Annotated in this window: 18 protein-coding genes and 5 tRNA genes; 15 read left to right on the forward strand and 8 right to left on the reverse strand. The window is 70.7% G+C overall.

The genetic code is table 11. The annotated features are described in order from the left end of the window. Window positions 1-7: 7 nt before the first annotated feature. The 5 genes from V4Y03_RS24665 to V4Y03_RS24685 form a co-directional block, all read right to left on the reverse strand. Window positions 8-3,292: a sensor histidine kinase gene (locus tag V4Y03_RS24665; RefSeq protein WP_332436318.1), complete on the reverse strand. Its 3,285-nt coding sequence runs from the start codon at window positions 3,290-3,292 to the stop codon at window positions 8-10. A 341-nt stretch (window positions 3,293-3,633) separates the two neighbouring features. Continuing rightward, a complete protein-coding gene (locus tag V4Y03_RS24670; RefSeq protein ID WP_017235981.1) occupies window positions 3,634-4,215 on the reverse strand; it encodes a GTP-binding protein in 582 nt (193 codons plus the stop codon). Further along, window positions 4,196-4,600, reverse strand: a complete 405-nt coding sequence (locus V4Y03_RS24675) for a DUF742 domain-containing protein (protein WP_017235980.1) — start codon at window positions 4,598-4,600, stop codon at window positions 4,196-4,198. The genes V4Y03_RS24670 and V4Y03_RS24675 overlap by 20 nt, the downstream gene beginning before the upstream one ends. Window positions 4,601-4,759: 159 nt before the next feature. Continuing rightward, on the reverse strand, window positions 4,760-5,173 hold the full coding sequence (locus V4Y03_RS24680; RefSeq protein ID WP_030496942.1) for a roadblock/LC7 domain-containing protein: 414 nt from the start codon (window positions 5,171-5,173) through the stop codon (window positions 4,760-4,762). An 8-nt stretch (window positions 5,174-5,181) separates the two neighbouring features. Then, window positions 5,182-9,147 carry a sensor histidine kinase gene (locus tag V4Y03_RS24685; RefSeq protein WP_332436319.1) on the reverse strand — a complete coding sequence of 1,322 codons (3,966 nt, stop codon included), beginning with the start codon at window positions 9,145-9,147 and terminating at the stop codon, window positions 5,182-5,184. Window positions 9,148-9,714: 567 nt separating this feature from the next. Between V4Y03_RS24685 and V4Y03_RS24690 the strand changes: the two genes are divergently transcribed. From V4Y03_RS24690 to V4Y03_RS24730, 9 genes are all read left to right on the forward strand, one after another. Beyond that, window positions 9,715-9,918 carry a hypothetical protein gene (locus tag V4Y03_RS24690; RefSeq protein WP_317875042.1) on the forward strand — a complete coding sequence of 68 codons (204 nt, stop codon included), beginning with the start codon at window positions 9,715-9,717 and terminating at the stop codon, window positions 9,916-9,918. A 151-nt stretch (window positions 9,919-10,069) separates the two neighbouring features. Continuing rightward, window positions 10,070-10,855: a fumarylacetoacetate hydrolase family protein gene (locus tag V4Y03_RS24695; protein WP_317875041.1), complete on the forward strand. Its 786-nt coding sequence runs from the start codon at window positions 10,070-10,072 to the stop codon at window positions 10,853-10,855. Next, window positions 10,848-12,320 (forward strand): glutamate--tRNA ligase, encoded by a 1,473-nt coding sequence (gltX, locus tag V4Y03_RS24700; protein WP_317875040.1) that lies wholly within the window; start codon window positions 10,848-10,850, stop codon window positions 12,318-12,320. Before V4Y03_RS24695 ends, gltX begins: the two co-directional genes overlap by 8 nt. Window positions 12,321-12,346: 26 nt before the next feature. Next, on the forward strand, window positions 12,347-13,066 hold the full coding sequence (locus tag V4Y03_RS24705) for an HAD family hydrolase (RefSeq protein ID WP_332436321.1): 720 nt from the start codon (window positions 12,347-12,349) through the stop codon (window positions 13,064-13,066). Window positions 13,067-13,159: 93 nt separating this feature from the next. After that, a tRNA-Gln gene (locus tag V4Y03_RS24710) sits at window positions 13,160-13,231 on the forward strand. Window positions 13,232-13,273: 42 nt separating this feature from the next. Continuing rightward, window positions 13,274-13,346, forward strand: a tRNA-Glu gene (locus tag V4Y03_RS24715). 84 nt (window positions 13,347-13,430) lie between these two features. After that, window positions 13,431-13,503: transfer RNA gene (locus tag V4Y03_RS24720), tRNA-Glu, on the forward strand. Between the two features lie 14 nt (window positions 13,504-13,517). Beyond that, window positions 13,518-13,589 (forward strand) — tRNA-Gln (locus V4Y03_RS24725). 39 nt (window positions 13,590-13,628) lie between these two features. Next, window positions 13,629-13,701 (forward strand) — tRNA-Glu (locus tag V4Y03_RS24730). 135 nt (window positions 13,702-13,836) lie between these two features. Here V4Y03_RS24730 and ndgR read toward each other — a convergent pair. After that, window positions 13,837-14,553, reverse strand: a complete 717-nt coding sequence (gene ndgR / locus V4Y03_RS24735) for an IclR family transcriptional regulator NdgR (RefSeq protein WP_317875038.1) — start codon at window positions 14,551-14,553, stop codon at window positions 13,837-13,839. 140 nt (window positions 14,554-14,693) lie between these two features. On the opposite strand from ndgR, the gene leuC reads away from it, so the two are divergent. From leuC to V4Y03_RS24755, 4 genes are all read left to right on the forward strand, one after another. Beyond that, window positions 14,694-16,118: a 3-isopropylmalate dehydratase large subunit gene (gene leuC, locus V4Y03_RS24740; RefSeq protein ID WP_332436323.1), complete on the forward strand. Its 1,425-nt coding sequence runs from the start codon at window positions 14,694-14,696 to the stop codon at window positions 16,116-16,118. Window positions 16,119-16,124: 6 nt separating this feature from the next. Then, complete coding sequence (leuD, locus tag V4Y03_RS24745) at window positions 16,125-16,718, forward strand: 3-isopropylmalate dehydratase small subunit (protein WP_317875036.1); 594 nt, start codon at window positions 16,125-16,127, stop codon at window positions 16,716-16,718. A gap of 104 nt (window positions 16,719-16,822) precedes the next feature. Then, window positions 16,823-17,050, forward strand: coding sequence for a hypothetical protein (locus V4Y03_RS24750; protein WP_267046049.1), 228 nt, complete (start codon window positions 16,823-16,825; stop codon window positions 17,048-17,050). Window positions 17,051-17,193: 143 nt separating this feature from the next. Next, on the forward strand, window positions 17,194-17,895 hold the full coding sequence (locus tag V4Y03_RS24755; protein ID WP_332436324.1) for an HU family DNA-binding protein: 702 nt from the start codon (window positions 17,194-17,196) through the stop codon (window positions 17,893-17,895). Between the two features lie 67 nt (window positions 17,896-17,962). On the opposite strand, the gene V4Y03_RS24760 is transcribed toward V4Y03_RS24755, so the two are convergent. Further along, the gene (locus tag V4Y03_RS24760) at window positions 17,963-18,172 is read right to left on the reverse strand and encodes a hypothetical protein (protein ID WP_317875034.1); all 210 of its coding nucleotides are present in this window, start codon (window positions 18,170-18,172) and stop codon (window positions 17,963-17,965) included. 10 nt (window positions 18,173-18,182) lie between these two features. Then, the gene (gene cofC / locus V4Y03_RS24765; protein ID WP_332436325.1) at window positions 18,183-18,848 is read right to left on the reverse strand and encodes a 2-phospho-L-lactate guanylyltransferase; all 666 of its coding nucleotides are present in this window, start codon (window positions 18,846-18,848) and stop codon (window positions 18,183-18,185) included. A gap of 127 nt (window positions 18,849-18,975) precedes the next feature. Here cofC and V4Y03_RS24770 point away from each other — a divergent pair, with 127 nt between their 5' ends. Both V4Y03_RS24770 and V4Y03_RS24775 read left to right on the forward strand, forming a co-directional pair. After that, window positions 18,976-19,728: a lysophospholipid acyltransferase family protein gene (locus V4Y03_RS24770; protein WP_317875032.1), complete on the forward strand. Its 753-nt coding sequence runs from the start codon at window positions 18,976-18,978 to the stop codon at window positions 19,726-19,728. Next, complete coding sequence (locus V4Y03_RS24775) at window positions 19,725-20,726, forward strand: NAD(P)H-dependent glycerol-3-phosphate dehydrogenase (RefSeq protein WP_332436326.1); 1,002 nt, start codon at window positions 19,725-19,727, stop codon at window positions 20,724-20,726. The genes V4Y03_RS24770 and V4Y03_RS24775 overlap by 4 nt, the downstream gene beginning before the upstream one ends. Window positions 20,727-20,733: the final 7 nt, after the last annotated feature.

Consider the following 20,733-nt stretch of genomic DNA (forward strand, 5'->3'; position numbering starts at 1 on the left):
GCTCACACTAACGCTCCTGGTTGTAGGTACTGCCCGGGCCGAGGCCCGATCCGTTCGTGTCCGTTCCCGCGTTGCGTCCCTGCTGGACACCCCGGCGCAGGTTGCTCAACCTGCCCCGGACGTCCTCGGGTGCCCGGGAGACCTGGGGGCCGCCCTGCGGGGTCTGCTCGGCCGTGCCCTCGACCAGGTTGGCCTTCGGGACCCGGCGGGGGAGACCGGACGAGGTGACCCCGCCCGCCTTCGGCTCCTTGAGCTTGCCGGCCCGCTGCCAGCGCTCGTCGTTGGTCGAGCGCCATTCGTCGGTACCGTCGGCTTCGTCCTGCTGCTCCTGCACCGGCTGCGCGGGCTCGGCCGGCTGCGGTGCCTGCTGCTGCGGCGCCTGCTGGGTCGGCGAGGCGACGCTGCCGCGGCGCGGCAGTCCGGCGTCGGTCAGCGCGTGACCGGCGTCCGGGACGGCACGCGGGGCCGGACCCGGACGGTCGAAGCCTACGCGGTCGGGAGCCTGTTCGGGAGCGCCGGGAGCAGATTCCGATTCCGTCCCGTACTCCTGCGGCCAGCCGCCCTGATACGCGCTCTGATCCTGCCACTCCCCCTGCTGGGGCTGGGGATCGAATGTGTTGCCGTACTGCTGGTGTTCGGATTCCGGAGTCGCGTACGAAGATTCCGCATAGCCCTGCGGGGGGTACGCCTCGTAGCCCTGCTGCGGTGCCGCGTAGCCCGCGCCGTAGCCGTCCTGCTGCGGGTAGCCCGCCGCGTACTCCTGGCCGTAGCCCTGAGCCTGCTGGGGCTGCTGCGGCTGCCCGTACTCCTGCGCAGGGGCGTACTGCTCCGCCGGGTACTCCTGGGCCTGCTGCTGCGGGAGGCCGTACTCCTGCGCCGGGGCCTGCTGCGGGTACTCACCGCCCTGCTCCGCCTCGTCGCGGAAGAGCGGACGGTCGCCGCCCTGCCCGGTCTGGGCCTCCAGTGCGGCACGCCGCCCCTCGCGCTTCAGCGAGCGGTCGACCGGATCGGCCGGGAGCTCCTCCTCGGCCGGCTGCTCGTAACGCGAGTCGTCGAAGCCGAGGTCGGCGGCGGTCAGCATCGGCTGCTGCGGCTGCTGCGGCGCGCTCTCGAAGGCGCTCTGCTGCTGCGGCATGATCTGGGAGACCGTGAAGTCGCCCTGCAGCGGCTGCTCGCCGCCACCGCCGTGGGTGATCGCGTCCGGCAGCATGACCAGGGAGGTCGTGCCGGCCTGCTCGCCCGAGGGGCGGAGCTGGACCCGGATGCCGTGGCGGTCGGCGAGCCGGCCGACCACGAAGAGGCCCATGCGCTGCGACACCGCGGCGTCCACGGTCGGCGGGTTGGCCAGCTTGTGGTTGATGTCCGCGAAGTCCTCGGCGGTGAGGCCGATGCCCTTGTCGTGGATCTCGACCATCACCCGGCCGTCGGGGAGACGGGTCGCGGTGACGCGGACCTTGGTCTGCGGGGAGGAGAACGTGGTGGCGTTCTCCAGCAGCTCGGCGAGCAGGTGCACGAGGTCGGTCACGGCCTGGCCGTGGATCTCGGCCTCCGGCACGCCGGCCAGCTCGATGCGCTCGTACTGCTCCACCTCGGAGGAGGCGGCGCGCATGACGTCGACCAGCGGGACCGGCTGGTCCCAGCGGCGGCCGGGCTCCTCGCCGGCGAGGACCAGGAGGTTCTCGCCGTTGCGGCGCATACGGGTCGCCAGGTGGTCCAGCTTGAAGAGGTTCTCCAGCTGGTCCGGGTCGGCCTCGTTGTTCTCCAGGTCGGTGATGAGGGTCAGCTGGCCCTCGATCAGCGACTGGTTGCGGCGCGAGAGGTTGGTGAAGATCGCGTTGACGTTGCCCCGGAGCATGGCCTGCTCGGCGGCGAGCCGGACGGCCTCGCGGTGGACCTGGTCGAAGGCGCGGGCCACCTCGCCGATCTCGTCCCGCGAGTCGATCGGGATGGGCTGGACGCGGGTGTCGACGCGGCCGGGCTCGGTACGGGAGAGCTGGTCGACCAGCATCGGCAGGCGCTGCTCGGCGATCCCGAAGGCGGCGGTGCGCAGCTCGCGCATCGAGCGGCTCATCTGGCGGGCCATCATCCCGGCGAGGACGAAGGCGGCGAGCAGGGCGATGACGACGATGCCGCCGTTGACCCAGGCGTCCGTCTTGGCCTCGTCGGAGACCCGGGCGGCCTCGGCCACGGCCTTGTCGACGAGGGCCTTCTCCATCTCGGAGTAGCCCTCGAACTTCGCGGTGGCGACGGCCGACCAGGTCTCGGCGGTGATGCCCCTGGACTTCAGCGCCGCGAGGGCCTCGGGGTCCTTGGCGGAGCCGATCGCGGCGGCGACGCCGGAGTAGACGGAGCCGTCCTTGCCCTTGGGCAGCTCGACGTCGGCGGCCCGCATCTGCTTGGCGCCCTCGGCCGCCTTGCCGGCCATGATCTTCTTCAGCAGGTCCACGTCCTCGGGCAGACCACCGGAGGAGAACTCGCCGAGGGCGATCTGCTCCAGGTAGTTGTACGAGTTGAACGCCACGGACTGCTGGGCGAAGACGGCCTCGTCCTGGCTGGGCCGGACCAGGAGCTGGGTGCCGATGGAGCGCTGGAGGGACTCCGCGCCCTTCGAGAGCTGGATCGCGTAGACACTGCGGCCGTAGGTGGTGACGTTGCCGGTGCCCAGGCCGAGCTCGTTGGAGAACTCGGCCAGGTAGTGCTGGACGCCGGTGTACCCGAGCTGGGTGTTCACCGGGTCGAGGGCGCGGGTGTACGCGGCCTTGCGGAGCGCGTCGAGCTTCGGCTCCTCGTCCTTGAAGAGACGCAGACGCCGCTCCAGGCCCTGGCCCGAGGGCAGGTTCTTCGCGGCCTCGTCGAACTTGACCCGGGCGGCGTCGGTCGCGGCGTACGCCTGCTGGACCTTGTCGCTCTTGCGGTCGCCGGGGGTCTTCGCGGTCAGCAGCGGACCGGCGGTGAGGTCGCGCTCGTTGAGGAGGGCGGTGCTGTACTCCGAGGCGGCCCGCACGATGAGCGCGGTCTTCTCGGCGTCCTGCGCCTCCTGCCAGGTGTCGATGGCTCCCTTGACCTGGAAGCCGCCCATGACGAGGCCGACGAGCACGGGTATGCAGAGGATCGCGTTCAGCCGGGTGGGCACCCGCCAGTTGCGGGGCGACAGCTTGCTGGAGCTTCCCGTGCTCGCCGGGGCGGGCGGCGGCGTCACGGGCACGTCCGCGGGCGACACGGCCGTGCGCGACGGCGGTGTGAAGTTGCCCCGCGTCTCCTGCTCCGCGGAGCTTTCCTTGCTTCGCCTCACTCGACCAACAACCTCTCGGCGTCGGCACCTACGTTGTGCCGGTGTTTCGTTCAGGGCCGTACTACTCGGGAGTTCATGAATTGCAGCACGTGAAGGGGTTCCGTTCCAAACAGTGGGCAGCGGCGGCTTTCAGTGGTCCAGGCCTGACATAAAACGGGCATAAAGAGCGAGCCCCGCCAAATGGCGGGGCTCAGGTGAGCGCAGCGGCACCGACCGGATGCGTCGGGTGTCCGAGGCGCCCCAATTCTCTGTCGAAACGTTATGAACAGGTCGGGCGGTCGTGTCGAAGGACACAGACCGCCCCTGGCGGAGGCATATGACAACCGCCCCTGACCGCCCGGCTACTTCAGCCGGGCCATGAGGGCGTGCTCGACGAGCGTGATGAGAGCGCTCTTGGCGTCGGCGCGGTGGCGGGCGTCGGTGGTGATGATGGGGGTGTCGGGGCCGATCTGCAGGGCCTCGCGGACCTCCTCCGGCTGGTACGGCTGGGCGCCGTCGAAGCCGTTGAGGGCGATCACGAACGGCAGACCGCTGTTCTCGAAGTAGTCGACCGCCGGGAAACAGTCGGCGAGACGGCGGGTGTCGACCAGCACGACGGCGCCGATGGCGCCGCGGACCAGGTCGTCCCACATGAACCAGAAACGGTCCTGCCCGGGGGTGCCGAACAGGTACAGGATCAGGTCCTGGTCCAGGGTGATGCGGCCGAAGTCCATCGCCACCGTGGTGGTCGTCTTGCCACCCGTGTGCGTGAGGTCGTCGATACCGGCCGACGCGGAGGTCATGACGGCTTCGGTACGCAGCGGGTTGATCTCAGAGACGGCGCCCACGAACGTGGTCTTGCCCACGCCGAAGCCACCCGCCACCACGATCTTCGCGCTGGTGGTAGACCGGGCCGCGCCGCCGCTAGAGCTTGCGAAGTCCACTGAGCACCCTTTCGAGCAGAGTCACGTCCGGCGTGCCGCCGGTCTCTCCGTTGCCCGGCTGGTGGATGGCCACCATGCCGGCTTCCGCCAGGTCGGCGACGAGGATTCGGGCGACGCCGAGCGGCATCGACAGGAGCGCGGACACCTCGGCCACCGACTTGACCTCACGGCACAGGTGGCAGATCCGCTGGTGCTCCGGAAGCAGCGTGGCGAGGTGCGCCGGGTCGGCCGTGGTGCTGACCAGCGCCTCGATGGCGAGCTGGTAGCGCGGCCGGGTCCGGCCGCCGGTCATCGCATAAGGACGCACCAGCGGCTGGTCGCCCTCGTGTCCGTACTCGTCGACTGAGGCGCCGTACGGATCGTGAGAGGCGGGGGGCGGGGTCATGAATCCTCCGGGCGTGACAGCAAGCTCTCTGCCGTCTGATGGGGCCGGTGGGGGGCCGGATGGGGCGGCCGGACGGTGAACGGTGCCCAGGGCGGTACGGAGGGGCGTACCGCCCTGTCGGTCGGTGGTGCGGTGGGTTTGTCCGGAATGCGGGACCCGCTAGTGGAGCAGGCTGCCCTGGAGCTCCGCACGCAGGTCCGGGGTGAGCACGCTGCCGGCCCGGTCGACCAGCAGCGCCATCTCGTAGCCCACGAGGCCGATGTCGCACTCGGGGTGCGCGAGCACGGCCAGCGAGGAACCGTCGGAGACCGACATGAGGAAGAGGAAGCCGCGTTCCATCTCCACCACGGTCTGCGCGACGGGGCCCCCCTCGAAGATCCTGGACGCGCCCGCGGTCAGCGAGGTCAGTCCGGACGCGACCGCCGCCAGCTGGTCGGCGCGGTCGCGGGGGAATCCTTCGGACATGGCCAGCAGGAGTCCGTCGGCGGAGACCACCACCGTGTGCGACACCCCGGGGGTGTTGTCCACGAAGTTGGTGATCAACCAGTTCAGATTCTGCGCCGCCTGGCTCATCGCGTTCACTAACGCTCCTGCTGGTGGTTCGGACCGAGGTGGTGGTTACCCGTGGTCGAGTTACCGGCCTGCCGGCCCTGCTGGATGCCGCGGCGCAGATTGGTCAGCCGGCCGCGGACGTCGTCGGGTGCACGCGAGACCTGGGGGCCGGCGCTGTGCGCCTGCTCCTGGGCGGTCCCGGGTACGAGGTTGGCCTTCGGCACGCGCCGGGGGAGGCCGGAGGTGGTGACGCCGCCGGCCGCGGGCTTGCGGACCCGCTCGGCCTGGCGCACCAGCTCGTCGTTGGGCGAGGTCCGCCAGGCGGCCCCGCCGTTCTGCCGACCGCCGTCGGCGGGCACCGGAGCGGACGGCTGCGCGACGACCGGGGTCTGCGTCGTCTGCGCCGGGTCCTGCTGCTGGGCCTGCTGCTGAGCCTGCTCCTGGTGGAACCAGTTGGTCTCGAGCGTGTCGTACAGCGGGGTACGGCCGTCGCCCGCACCGCTCGCCGGCGGCAGGGCCTCCGGACGGCGCGGCTGCTGGAGCTGCGGCTGCTGGGGCTGCTGCCGGACCGGCTCGGCCGGACGCGGGGCACCGAAGTCCTCGCCGGTCCGCTGACGCGGCGCCGGGGGCCGGCCCTGCGGGGCCTGCTGCTGCGCCTGCGGTACGAAGGGCTGCCGGCCGAACTGCTGCTGCTGGCCGCCCTGGTACGCCTGCGGGGCCTGCGGCTGCTGAGGCTGGGGCTGCTGCGGGGCGCCGAAGTCCGGCCGGGCGAACTGGCCGGTGGAGCCGGGACCCTGCGGGGCGCCGAGGTCGGGCTGCGGGAACTGCCCGGTGGAGCCGGGACCCTGCGGGGCGCCGAAGTCCGGCTGCGGGAACTGGCCCGTGGAACCGGGGCCCTGCGGGGCGCCGAAGTCCGGGCGCGGGAACTGCGCCGTCGACGCCGGGTCCTGCACACCGCCCTGGTAGACCTGCGGGGCCTGCTGCGGGCGGCCCTGCTGGGGCTGCTGCTGCGGGGCGCCGAAGTCGGGACGCGGGAACTGGCCGGTGGAACCGGGACCCTGGGGGGCCGCCGGAGCACCGAACAGGCCCGGGGTCTCCGGCTCCTCGTGACCGCGCGGGGCGTCCAGCGGGGACATCTCCTGCTGCGGGCGCCGGACCGGCTGCTGGGCCGGGTCGTTGCCCCAGCTCGCGGCCTGCGGGCGCTGCGGCTGGGGGTTGCCCCCCGGCAGCTCGGCGCGCGGGAAGTCGTACCCGGCGGGCTGGTTGCCCTGCGGGGCCTGGCCGTGCGGCTGCTGCTGCTGCGGCGCGCCGGGTCCCGCCTGCGGGGCACCCTGACCGGCCTGGTTGCCGGGACGGCCGCCCTGGTTGGCCTGGTTGCCCTGGTTGCCCCACACGTCCGTACGGGAGGGGATGGCGCTCGCGGCGCCGCCGATGAGACCGCCACCGGGGCCCGGCCGCATCGCGTCCTGGCCCGGCGCCTGCGGGGCCGGGGGGATCTGCGGCAGCTGACCGGTCTGGTCGAACTGGGCGTTCTGCGGCTGCGGCTGCTGCTGCGGATTGCGGGACTGCGGTCCGCCGGTGAGCGGAGCGCCCTCCCGGGCGGGCAGCGCGGCCCGCGGACCGCTCGTACCGACCTGACCGCGTGCCGGGCCGGCACCGGCGCCGAGCAGTCCGGCCGTCGGAGCGCCGCCCTGGCCCGGACGCGTCCCGCCGGGGCCGCCGGCCGCGCCGGGACCCGCGGGGAGCCGTCCGCCCGGGGCGGAGGCGCCGGGCGGCATCGCGCCCTGGCCACCGGCACCCTGCTTGGGCATCGGCTTCTTGTTGCCCTGGGCGACGTCGACCGGAAGCATGACGAGCGCGGTGGTGCCGCCCGAGTCGGACGGGCGCAGCTGGATGCGGATGCCGTGTCGCAGGGACAGGCGGCCGACCACGAACAGACCCATGCGGCGGGAGACCGAGACGTCCACGGTGGGCGGCGAGGCGAGCCGCTCGTTGATCGCGGCGAGGTCCTCGGGGGAGAGGCCGATGCCGGTGTCGTGGATCTCGACGAGCACCCGTCCGTCCGGCAGCGCGTGGCCGGTGACCCGGACCTTGGTCTGCGGGGAGGAGAACGAGGTCGCGTTCTCGAGCAGCTCGGCGAGGAGGTGCACGAGGTCGTTGACGACCCGGCCGGCGACCTCGGTCGCGGGGACCGAGGACAGTTCGATGCGCTCGTACTGCTCCACCTCGGAGGCGGCGGCGCGGAGCACGTCGACCAGCGGGACCGGGCGGGTCCAGCGGCGGCCCGGCTCCTCACCGGCGAGGACGAGGAGGTTCTCACCGTTACGGCGCATACGCGTCGCGAGGTGGTCGAGCTTGAAGAGCGAGGAGAGCTGGTCCGGGTCGGCCTCGCGGGACTCCAGCTCGGAGATGAGCGACAGCTGACGCTGGATGAGGCCCTGGGAACGGCGCGAGAGGTTGGTGAACATCGCGTTGACGTTGCCCCGGAGGAGGGCCTGCTCGGCGGCGAGGCGGACGGCCTCGCGGTGCACGTCGTCGAAGGCCGCGGCCACCTGGCCGATCTCGTCCCTGGAGTGCACACCGACGGACTCGACGGAGGTGTCGACGTCCTGGGGGTCGGACTCGGAGAGCTGCTTGACGAGCTCGGGCAGTCGGTCCTGGGCGACCTTGGTCGCGGTGTCCTGGAGCCGGCGCAGCGAGCGGATCATCGACCGGGCCACGACGAAGGCGCCGATGAGCGAGACGCCGAGGACGAGGAGGATCAGCGCACCGTTGATGATGGCCTCGCGCTGCGAGTCCTGCCGCAGCTCACGGGCCATGCTCTCCATGTCGCCGAGCAGACCGCGCTCGATGCGGTTCATGGCGGCGATCTTGGTGCCGTACTCGTCGGTGAAGTTCAGATGGCCGCGCTTGGCGCCGCCGGGCATGGCGTCGTCGGACTTCAGCACGCGCTCGGCGTACTTCTCGGCGGCCAGGATCGAGGGGTTGCCGCTGTTCAGCGAGGCGGTCAGCTCGTTGGCGTCGCCACCGGTCGACTCGTAGATCGCCTGGAACGACTTGAGCTCGACGCTCTCGGAGTTCAGCGCGGCCTCGCCGTAGAGGCGGTCGCCCTGCTGGAGCCGTCCGGCGGTCTTGTCGCCCTGGGGGAGGGCGCCGGCGATGATCGCCTGCTGGATGGAGGCGTACTCCTTGGCGGACGAGAACGCGGCGAGCGCGCGGGTCCGCTTGATCATGTCGGGGTTGCTGGTCGCCTGCGCCATGTCCTGGGACAGGCTCAGCAGCGAGCGGACGAGGCGGCTGTAGGCCTCGACCGTCACCGAGTGGGAGACGCCCTTCTCGTAGGCGTTGCCGCGGATCGTGTTGAGCTGGATGACCTGCGAGGCGATCTGGCTGACGTTCTGCCGGATGCTGCGCAGCGCCTCGTCGCCGTCGGTGGACGGGATGTCCTCCGTGGCCTCGAGGAAGGCCTTGTACTCGCGGTCCGTCTTCCGGCGGTTGTTGGCGACCTGGTAGTCGCTGACCGGGCGGCCGTTGGCCAGCGGACCGGCGGACAGGTCGCGCTCGGCCTGCAGGGCCTGCGCGAGGTCGGTCGCCTCACGGGTCAGCTTGGTCAGCAGCTGCATGTGGTCGAGCTGCTCCATGTCCTGGAGCGACTCACTGATGCGGATGCCGCCCAGGGCGGTCGCGGCGACCACGGGGAGGGTCAGCAGTGCGACCAGGCGCGTGGAGATGCGCCAGTTGCGCAGGGCTATTCGCGGGCCGACCTCGTTCTCGGCGCGGGGCTTGACGGAGGCCTCGGCCGGCTCGGAGGGGGCGGCCGCCGCGTTCGCACGCCTGCCGCCGTCACCGCCGTCGGACGGGCCCTGACCCTGGTTCGGGGTGCGCGAGGCCGAGGGACCGCGGTCGGTACGCGGTTCCTGCTCCGCCGGAGCATCCGCTCGGCCCTGGCGGGCCTGGGGAGACCCCGAGCCATCCCTCTTGAAACGTCCCTGCACTAGCGTCGCAACCTCTGGACCAGGCGCCCTTCCGGATGAACGGAGAGGACGGTGTCGGCGTCAATCGGGGCGCGGAGCGCCCCAGGTGGTCGTCGGTGACCGGCGCAGTTCCCCCTTTCCCGCCACATGGCCGGCGCTGCGTTGCGCCCCCTGCGCGCCGGCTTGAAACCCGCGGCGGTGCGTGGAATTCCAGCACAGTGCCGGATCTCCAACAAGGGCCTCGTGGCGCGCCGCGAGGGGAATGACAACCCGTGCCCGAGGGGTCACCCCATGTAGAAGATGATCACGGAGGATTCGGACTTTTCCCCTCCAATGGCCGCGCGTACCCGTGTGTCCCAGTCGACATGATCAGGAGCGGAATAGATCGTTCAGTGGCGTAATGTCCCTTTCCGTGACCAGGAGTGGCGGTCCGTAATGCCCGGAATGTATCGCCAGTGGTGAGCAAACTCACACGCTGATCGATGTCTTAGCCATGCATTCGAAGGGAATCGCATGTTTAGCCTGACGCTTTACACCCCTTCGCGCCCGCACGGGGCGCCCGTACCGGAACAAGGTCAGATCACCGCGATGAAGACGACGACGCCCGGCACCACGGCCAACCCCCGCCGTTCCACCCTCGTCCACCTCACGGACGCCGCAGAGCTCGGCCGGGGCGCCCGGCCGGAGTACGCGGTCGAGCTGCCCACGAACACGGCCAACCCCCGCCGCACGATCCTCATGCAGGCCCCCGCGCCGTACGAGCCCCAGCCGTACGCCACCGCGTCCCGCTGACCCCGGCGGGGGACTCCACGGGTCATCCGGCGTCACATCCCGCGTCACCCGTGTCATCCACCCCGGTGATATCGCCGTTCGGCCACCCTCGCGCCGCGTTAGCCTGGAGCGTCAGACTCCAGCCAGCACCAAGTGAGGGGCGAAAGCACTCGTGCGCATCGCCAGATTCTCCATCGACGGCAATGTGGCCTTCGGCGCCGTCGAAGGCGAGGGAACCGTCGAGTCCGGCGGCCTCGTCCTCGACATCATCAAGGGCATCCCGTACACCGACTTCGAGCTCAGCGGCACCAAGGTCCCGCTGAGCAAGGTACGGCTCCTGCCGCCCGTGCTCCCCAACAAGGTCGTGGCCATCGGCCGCAACTACGCGGAACACGCCGCCGAACTCGGCAACGAGGTCCCCGACGTCCCCGTCGCCTTCTTCAAGCCCACCACCTCGGTGATCGGCTCCGGCGACGCGATCGAGTACCCCTCCTTCTCCAACGAGCTGCACCACGAGGCCGAACTGGCCGTGGTCATCGGCCGCATGTGCCGCGAGGTGCCCCGCGAGCGCGTCAAGGACGTCATCTTCGGCTACACCTGCGCCAACGACGTCACCGCCCGCGACGCCCAGCAGCGCGAGAAGCAGTGGGCCCGCGCCAAGGGCTTCGACACCTCCTGCCCCCTGGGGCCCTGGGTGGAGACCGACCTCGACCCCCGTGACCTGACGATCCAGGCCACGGTCAACGGCGAACAACGCCAACTGGGTCGTACGAGCGACATGATCCGCTCCATCGAGGACCTGGTCGTCCACATCACCGAGGCCATGACGCTGCTCCCCGGCGACGTCATCCTCACCGGCACCCCCGCCGGGGTCGGCCCCCTCAACGTCGGCGACGAGGTCGCCGTCACCATCGAAGGCATCGGCACTCTCACCAATAAGGTGATCAAGCGTGGCTAACGCGATCCGCGTCCGTTTCTGTCCCTCGCCGACCGGCAACCCCCACGTGGGTCTGGTCCGCACCGCTCTCTTCAACTGGGCCTTCGCCCGGCACAACGAGGGCACCATGGTCTTCCGCATCGAGGACACCGACGCCGCACGCGACTCCGAGGAGTCGTACGACCAGCTCCTCGACTCGCTGAAGTGGCTCGGCCTCGACTGGGACGAGGGCCCGGAGGTGGGCGGCCCGCACGCCCCCTACCGCCAGTCGCAGCGGATGGACATCTACAAGGACGTCGCCGACAAGCTGCTCGCCGGCGGGTACGCGTACCCCTGCTACTGCACCACCGAGGAGCTCGACGAGCGCCGCGCCGCCGCCCGCGCCGCCGGCCGCCCGTCCGGCTACGACGGCCACTGCCGCGACCTCACCGCCGAGCAGAAGGCGGCGTACGAGGCCGAGGGCCGCGCGTCGATCGTCCGCTTCCGGATGCCCGACGAGCCGATCACCTTCACCGACCTGGTCCGCGGCGAGCTGACCTTCACCCCGGAGAACGTGCCGGACTACGGCATCCTCCGGGCCAACGGCGCCCCGCTCTACACGCTGGTCAACCCGGTCGACGACGCCCTGATGGAGATCACCCACGTCCTGCGCGGCGAGGACCTGCTCTCCTCCACCCCCCGCCAGGTCGCGCTCTACAAGGCGCTGATCGAGCTGGGCATCGCCAAGGAGATCCCCTCCTTCGGCCACCTGCCGTACGTGATGGGCGAGGGCAACAAGAAGCTCTCCAAGCGCGACCCCGAGGCCTCCCTCAACCTCTACCGGGAGCGCGGCTTCCTCCCCGAGGGCCTGCTGAACTACCTCTCGCTGCTCGGCTGGTCGTTCTCGGCCGACCAGGACCTCTTCACCATCCCCGAGATGGTGGCGAAGTTCGACATCGCCGACGTCAACGCCAACCCGGCGCGCTTCGACCTCAAGAAGGCCGAGTCGATCAACGCCGACCACATCCGCATGCTGGACGTGAAGGCCTTCGCCGAGGCCTGCGAGCCCTGGCTGAAGGCCCCGCACGCCAACTGGGCGCCCGAGGACTTCGACCGCGCCGCCTGGGAGGCCATCGCGCCGCACGCCCAGACCCGGATGACCGTCCTCTCCGAGATCACGGCCAACGTCGACTTCCTCTTCCTGTCCGAGCCGGTCTTCGACCAGCCCTCGTGGGACAAGGCGATGAAGGGCGAGCCGGCGGCCCTGCTCACCACCGCCCGCGAGAAGCTCGTGGACGCCGACTGGAGCGACCCCGAGTCCCTCAAGAACGCCGTCCTGGTCGCCGGCGAGGCCCACGGCCTCAAGCTCGGCAAGGCCCAGGCCCCGGTCCGCGTCGCGGTCACCGGACGCACGGTCGGCCTGCCGCTCTTCGAGTCCCTGGAGATCCTGGGCAAGGAGAAGACCCTGGCCCGCATCGACGCGGCCCTGGCGAAGCTCTCCGCCTGACCCCGGCCGCGCGGTACGGTCGAGCCATGACCATCCGCGCGGTGCTGTGGGACGTCGACGACACGATCTTCGACTACGCACGCGCCGACCACGCCGGCATGAGCGCGCACCTGACGGCCGAGGGCCTGGTGGACGGATTCGACTCCGTCGACCGGGCCCTTCGTCGTTGGCGGGAGCTGACCGCGCTGCACTGGCGCCGCTTCGAGGCCGGCGGCGTCGACTTCCGGGAGCAGCGCAGGGACCGCGTCCGGGACTTCCTGGCACGGCCGCTGAGCGCTGCCGAGGCCGACGACTGGTTCGACCGGTACGTCTCCCACTACGAGGCGGCCTGGGAGCTCTTCCCCGACGCCGTCCCCGTCCTGGACCTGCTGGCCGATGACTATCGTCACGGGATCCTGTCCAACTCCAGCATCCACAACCAGGACCGCAAGCTGCGGGTCCTCGGCGTACGGGACCGCTTCGAGGCCGTCCTCTGCGCCGCCGAACTCGGGGTGGCCAAACCGGCCCCGGAGGCCTTCCACGCCGCCTGCACCGCCCTTGAGCTGCACCCGAACGAGGTGGCGTACGTCGGGGACCAGCCCGACATCGACGCCAGGGGAGCGGTGGAGGCGGGCCTCAGGGGCATCTGGCTGGACCGCGCGGACATCGGCGGGCGCCCCGAACTGAACCGGATCACGGACCTCCGGCAGCTTCCGGACCTGCTCAGCGGGGATACCCGTTTTGGAGCACCGTCCACCTTCGGGTAATGTTCTTCCTGCGCCGAGGGGAACAAGCCGAAAGGCAAGAACCCGGAAAGCGCAAGCCGAGCAAGATCCTCCCTGGTGGGGAAGTTGTTCCGGTGGCCTATGGTGTAATTGGCAGCACGACGGTTTCTGGTTCCGTTAGTCTTGGTTCGAGTCCAGGTAGGCCAGCTCGCAGAGCTTTATCTGCAACCCGTGGATGGCATCCACAAAGCCCCCGTTGTGTAGCGGCCTAGCACGCCGCCCTCTCAAGGCGGTAGCGCCGGTTCGAATCCGGTCGGGGGTACAGATCCATCCTGCGGATCACTTGGGTAGCTCCCGGTGGATCCGCGGTGACATCACCCGGCTCGTGCCGGGTGGGATCGCTAGGGCCCCCGTTGTGTAGCGGCCTAGCACGCCGCCCTCTCAAGGCGGTAGCGCCGGTTCGAATCCGGTCGGGGGTACGGTGTAACCACCATGGCCTATGGTGTAATTGGCAACACTACGGTTTCTGGTACCGTCATTCTTGGTTCGAGTCCAGGTAGGCCAGCTCGCAGAGCTCATCTGCACCGCGGATCTGATCCGCAGGGCCCCCGTTGTGTAGCGGCCTAGCACGCCGCCCTCTCAAGGCGGTAGCGCCGGTTCGAATCCGGTCGGGGGTACAGAGAGAAGAAGCCCTTCCCTTCGGGGGAGGGCTTCTTCGCTGTCCGGGGACCGTTGGACGGATCCGTACACAACTCCGGCCCACCGCTGCGGCGTTGAAGCGGTGGGCCGGGGCCGTACGGAAGGAAGGGACGTCAGCCGGTGCGGCGCAGAGCCTCGGAGAGGCGGGCGGCGGCGTCGATGACCGCCTGGGCGTGCATCCGGCCCGGGTGGCGCGTCAGACGCTCGATCGGCCCGGAGACCGACACGGCGGCCACCACGCGGTTCGACGGGCCGCGCACGGGCGCGGAGACGGACGCGACGCCCGGCTCCCGCTCACCGATCGACTGGGCCCAGCCGCGGCGCCGTACGCCCGAGAGGGCCGTCGCCGTGAAGCGGGCGCCCTGCAGGCCGCGGTGCAGCCGCTCGGGCTCCTCCCAGGCCATCAGGATCTGCGCCGAGGAGCCGGCCTTCATCGTCAGCGTCGAGCCGACCGGGACGGTGTCCCGGAGACCCGAGAGACGCTCGGCCGCCGCCACACAGATGCGCATGTCGCCCTGCCGGCGGTAGAGCTGGGCGCTCTCGCCGGTGACGTCGCGCAGATGCGTCAGCACCGGGCCCGCGGTCGCGAGCAGACGGTCCTCACCGGCCGCCGCCGCCAGCTCCGACAGGCGCGGTCCGAGAATGAACCGGCCCTGCATGTCACGCGCCACCATCCGGTGGTGTTCCAGTGCCACGGCGAGACGATGTGCCGTGGGCCGTGCGAGTCCCGTCGCCGCGACCAGTCCTGCGAGGGTGGCCGGACCGGACTCCAGGGCGCCCAGGACAAGGGCTGCCTTGTCGAGAACGCCTACGCCGCTAGAGTTGTCCATGCAACGATATTCGCGTCTCACTCTGTGAAACGCAAGTTCAATTTCCCGAGGAACTTGTCACTCTGGTGAGGCGGCCGCACAACGGCCCGCGAAACGGGTCTCTAGTTGTGCCGGCGTAGACGTCGGCCGGAGGGAAAGCGATGGGTAGGACACTCGCGGAGAAGGTCTGGGACGACCATGTCGTCCGGCGCGCAGAGGGCGAGCCCGACCTCCTCTTCATCGATCTGCACCTGCTGCACGAGGTGACCAGCCCCCAGGCCTTCGACGGCCTGCGCCAGAACGGCCGGCAGGTGCGGCGCCTCGATCTCACCATCGCCACCGAGGACCACAACACCCCGACCCTCGACATCGACAAGCCGATCGCCGACCCGGTCTCCCGCGCACAGCTGGAGACCCTCCGGAAGAACTGTGCCGAGTTCGGTGTCCGGCTGCACCCGCTGGGCGACGTCGAGCAGGGCGTCGTCCACGTGGTGGGACCGCAGCTGGGCCTCACCCAGCCCGGCACCACCGTGGTCTGCGGCGACTCGCACACCTCCACGCACGGCGCCTTCGGCGCGCTGGCGTTCGGCATCGGCACCAGCCAGGTCGAGCACGTGCTCGCCACCCAGACGCTGCCGCTGGCCCGCCCCATGACCATGGCGATCACGGTCGACGGCGAGCTGCCCGAGGACGTCACCGCCAAGGACCTGATCCTGGCGATCATCGCGAAGATCGGCACCGGCGGCGGCCAGGGCTACATCCTGGAGTACCGGGGCTCCGCCATCGAGAAACTCTCGATGGAGGCCCGGATGACCATCTGCAACATGTCGATCGAGGCCGGTGCCCGCGCGGGCATGATCGCCCCCGACGAGACCACCTTCGCCTATCTGAAGGGCCGCGCCCACGCCCCCGAGGGCGAGGACTGGGACGCCGCCGTCGCGTACTGGAAGACCCTGGAGTCCGACGAGGACGCCGTCTTCGACGCCGAGGTCGTCATCGACGCCGCCTCCCTGGCGCCGTTCGTCACCTGGGGCACCAACCCGGGCCAGGGCGCGCCGCTTTCGGGACACGTCCCCGACCCGGCTTCGTACGAAGACGCTTCGGAGCGCCTCGCCGCCGAAAAGGCCCTGGAGTACATGGGGTTGGCCGCCGGACAGCCGCTGCGCGACATCAGGGTCGACACCGTCTTCGTAGGCTCCTGCACCAACGGCCGCATCGAGGACCTGCGCAACGCCGCCGGTCTGCTCGAAGGCCGCAAGGTCGCCGACGGCGTCCGCATGCTCGTCGTCCCCGGCTCGGTCCGGGTGGCGCTGCAGGCCGTCGAGGAGGGTCTGGACAAGGTCTTCAAGGAGGCCGGGGCCGAATGGCGGCACGCGGGCTGCTCCATGTGCCTGGGCATGAACCCCGACCAACTGGCTCCCGGTGAGCGCTCCGCGTCCACCTCCAACCGCAACTTCGAGGGCCGGCAGGGCAAGGGCGGCCGGACCCACCTGGTCTCGCCCCAGGTCGCCGCCGCCACCGCCGTCCTGGGCCATCTGGCCTCCCCGGCCGATCTGTCCGACGTCGCCACCACCGCGGGGGTCTGAGGAACCATGGAAGCTTTCACCACGCACACCGGCCGGGCCGTCCCGCTGCGCCGCAGCAACGTCGACACCGACCAGATCATCCCCGCGCACTGGCTGAAGAAGGTCACCCGCGACGGCTTCGAGGACGGCCTCTTCGAGGCCTGGCGCAAGGACCCGGAGTTCGTTCTCAACCGCCCCGAGCGGCAGGGCGCCTCGGTCCTGGTGGCCGGCCCCGACTTCGGCACCGGCTCCTCCCGTGAGCACGCCGTCTGGGCGCTCCAGAACTACGGCTTCCAGACGGTGATCTCCTCCCGCTTCGCCGACATCTTCCGCGGCAACTCGCTGAAGAACGGCCTGCTGACCGTGGTCCTCCCGCAGGAGACCGTGGAGGCGCTCCAGGAGCTGACCGAGGCCGACCCGACCGCCGAGATCACCGTCGACCTGGAGCGGCGCAAGGTCCTGGCCGCCGGGATCGACGCAGACTTCGAGCTCGACGAGAACGCCCGCTGGCGGCTCCTGAACGGACTCGACGACATCAGCCTCACCCTTCAGAACGAAGCCGACATCGCGGCATATGAGGGGTCACGACCGGCCTTCAAGCCCCGTACAATTACGGCCTGAGCAGCGCTTTTCCAAGACTGCGCCCCCCACCGCCCGGTGGGGGGCGCAGTCGCTTGTTGAGACCCTGTCGGGCGACAACTCGCCCTAGATGGCACAATCGGTGCATGGAACGCGACAGCCAACTCGAGCTATACGAGTCGGTCGCCGCCCGATTGAAGGAAGCGCACACAAGAGTGCGCTCACTGCAAGTCCCGGAGGGCGTAAGGATGGCGCTGTCCCGGAAGCTGCTGGTCGTGACGGCCGCGGCGAAGCACGATCTCAAGGACGCGGCAACGCGTCTGGAGCGGTTGATGAAGGACCTCGACGAGGGCCGATTCCCAGAGGACGACTGACACCAGGAACTCCGCAGCGGGTCTTCCGCGTTGCGGCACTAGGGTGATTAGCCCGTTTCGTGTTTGATTTGCGGTATATACATGCCTAACGTGCGAAAAAGCTTGAACACTTTCGTTCTGGCAATGTCTCCGAAGGGGAAGACGTGAACAAGGCGCAGCTCGTAGAAGCGATTGCCGACAAGATGGGCGGTCGCCAGCAGGCCGCCGAAGCCGTCGACCACGTGCTCGACGCCATCGTGCGTGCCGTGGTCGCGGGCGACCGGGTCTCGGTCACGGGTTTCGGCTCGTTCGAGAAGGTCGACCGTCCGGCCCGCTACGCCCGCAACCCGCAGACGGGTGAGCGGGTCCGGGTCAAGAAGACCTCCGTCCCGCGCTTCCGTGCCGGTCAGGGCTTCAAGGACCTGGTCAGCGGCTCGAAGAAGCTCCCCAAGGGCGGCGAGGTCTCCGTCAAGAAGGCCCCCAAGGGCAGCCTCACCGGTGGCGCCGCCTCGGCGACCGTGAAGAAGGCCGCGGCGAAGAAGGCCACCACCGCCAAGAAGGCCGCCGCGAAGAAGGCGGCCCCGGCGAAGAAGGTCACGGCGGCCGCGAAGAAGGCGGCCCCGGCGAAGAAGGCCACCACGGCGGCCGCCAAGAAGGCGACCCCCGCGAAGAAGGCCACCACGGCCGCGGCCAAGAAGACCTCCGCCGCCGCCAAGAAGACCACCACGGCCGCCGCGAAGAAGGCGACCAAGGCCACGGCCAAGAAGACCGCGCCGGCCGCGAAGAAGGCCACGGCGACGAAGGCGCCCGCCAAGAAGACGACGGCGCGCAAGACGACCGCCAAGAAGACCGCCGCCAAGAAGTAGGACGAGCGGTAGACACCCGCCGGGCCGGGCTCCCCTCGGGGAGCCCGGCCCGCGGCGCGCACACCGTCTAGAACGTCTGCAGCGTCACCAGTGTGATCCGGAGCCCGGCGCCCGACGTGCCGGGCTCGGTCTCGATCCGGACCCGCTGCCCCGGCCGCAGCAGCCGCAGCCCGCCCGTGTCGAAGGCCTCCGCCCCGAACTCCACGGGGGTGCCGTCGTCGAGCAGCACACTGCCGCTGCGGGTCTCGGGGTCGTACGTGAACGCGGTCGCCTGCATGGACCGCAGCCTATCCGGCCGCCGGCAGCCACCGGGCGGCCGTCCGGGGGCCGAGCCCCAGCGCCCCCGCCGCCGCCAGATCCTCCCCGGTGTCCACGTCCCGGCGTACGGAATCCACCCCGGCCAGCGTGATTTCCACCGCCCCCGAAGACAAATGCCGGAGCCGTGACGCACCCCCGAATGCGGGTTCCAATTCCACTCCCGGACCCGCCGAGAGGAATGTGGTGCCGATTTCGGCGGCATCCGCGAGAAATGCCCGCGGAAATTTCCCCGCCGCGTCCAGGACCCTGGTCAGCTCCGCCGGCCGCAGCGCGGGCAGATCCGCGTTGAGCGCCGCCACCCGCGCGCACGGCCGCCGGGACCGTACGGCACGGACCCCGTGCGCCAGCGCCGCGTTGAGACCGGCCGCCGGGGCGTCCGGCACGATCCGCGCGCCCAGGGCCCCGAGCGCCTCCGCCGCCGCCGGATCGTCCGTGACGACCGCCACATCCCGCACCCTCGGACAGTCCAGCACCGCACCCACGGTGTCCTCGGCGAACGCGAGGGCCAGCCGGGGCCGCAGCAGGGCCCCGGCCGAGGCCGCCAGCCTGCTCTTCGCCAGCGCGAGGGGCTTCAGCGGGACGACCAGGGACCAGCCGTCGCCGGGGTCCGTGTGCGTCGGGTGCGTCGCGTTCATCGGGGCCCATTCTGTCCCGCCCACGCGGTCCACCCCAGGGCCCGGGGCGTACGGTGTCACTCGACACGGCAGGAGCATGGGGCGACACTTGACCCCCTGCCAGCCAGCCCCGGAGAAAGGTGTCCGCGTGCCCCGCCGCAGAATCGGCTTCTGGTACCGCCTCGCGGCGGTCATCGCCAAACCCCCCCTGGTGGTTCTGTTCAAGCGGGACTGGCGCGGCATGGAGCACATTCCGGCCGACGGCGGTTTCATCACCGCGGTCAACCACAACTCCTACCTGGACCCGCTGTCCTACTCGCACTTCCAGTACAACACCGGCCGCGTCCCGCGCCTCCTGGCCAAGGCGGGCCTCTTCAAGACCCCCTTCGTCGGCATGATGCTGCGCGGCACCGGCCAGATCCCCGTCTACCGCGAGACCACCGACGCGCTGGACGCCTTCCGGGCCGCCGTCGGCGCCATCGAGCGCGGCGAGTGCGTCGCCTTCTACCCCGAGGGCACCCTGACCCGGGACCCCGACATGTGGCCCATGGCCGGCAAGACCGGGGCCGCGCGCGTCGCCCTGCTCACCCGAGCCCCCGTGATCCCGGTGGCCCAGTGGGGCGCGAACCTGGCGATGCCGCCGTACGCCAAGGAGAACAAGTTCCGGCTGTTCCCCCGCAAGACGCTGACCGTGCAGGCCGGTCCGCCCGTCGACCTCTCCCGTTTCCACGGCCTGGAGCCGACGCCCGAGGTCCTCCGCGAGGCCACCGAGGTCATCATGGCGGCCATCACCGCCCTCCTGGAGCAGATCCGCGGCGAGCAGGCCCCCGCGGAGCCGTACGACCACCGCAGGGCCCGCATGGAACAGCGCCGCAAGGCCGCCGAGGGAGGCACCAAGTGACCAAGGCAGCCGTCTTCGGCAGCGGATCCTGGGGCACCGCCTTCGCCATGGTGCTCGCCGACGCGGGCTGCGAGGTGAGCCTCTGGGGCCGCCGCGCCGAACTCGCCAAGGAGATCAACACCACCCGGGTCAACCCCGACTACCTGCCGGGCGTCGAACTCCCGGAGCGGATCACGGCCACCGCCGACGCGGCCGAGGCCGCCGCCGGCGCCGACTTCACCGTCCTCGTCATCCCCTCCCAGACCCTCCGCGGCAACCTCGCCGCCTGGGCGCCGCACCTCGCCACCGACACCGTCCTCGTCTCCCTCATGAAGGGCGTCGAACTCGGCACCGCCAAGCGGATGAGCGAGGTCATCACCGAGGTCGCCGACGTGCCCGCCGAGCGCGTCGCCGTCCTCACCGGCCCCAACCTGGCCAAGGAGGTCGCCGCCCGGCAGCCCGCCGCCGCCGTGGTCGCCTGCTCCGACGAGTCGGTCGCCCAACGGCTCCAGACCGCCTGCATGACCCCGTACTTCCGCCCGTACACCAACACCGACGTGGTGGGCTGCGAGCTCGGCGGCGCCGTGAAGAACGTCATCGGCCTCGCCGTCGGCATCGCCAACGGCATGGGCCTCGGCGACAACTCGAAGGCCACGCTCATCACCCGCGGCCTCGCCGAGACCACCCGCCTCGGCCTCGCCATGGGCGCCGACCCGCTCACCTTCTCCGGCCTCGCGGGCCTCGGCGACCTCGTCGCCACCTGCTCCTCGCCGCTCTCCCGGAACAACACCTTCGGCACCAACCTCGGCCGCGGGATGACCCTCCAGGAGACCATCGCGGCCACCAAGCAGACCGCCGAGGGCGTCAAGTCCTGCGAATCGGTGCTCGATCTGGGCCGCCGCCACGGCGTCGACATGCCCATCACCGAGACCGTCGTCTCCATCGTCCACGACGGCAAGCCGCCGGTCGTCGCGCTCAGGGAACTGATGTCCCGCAGCGCCAAGCCCGAGCGCCGCTGAGTCCTCC

Source organism: Streptomyces sp. P9-A4 (assembly GCF_036634195.1).
Taxonomy (GTDB): domain Bacteria; phylum Actinomycetota; class Actinomycetes; order Streptomycetales; family Streptomycetaceae; genus Streptomyces.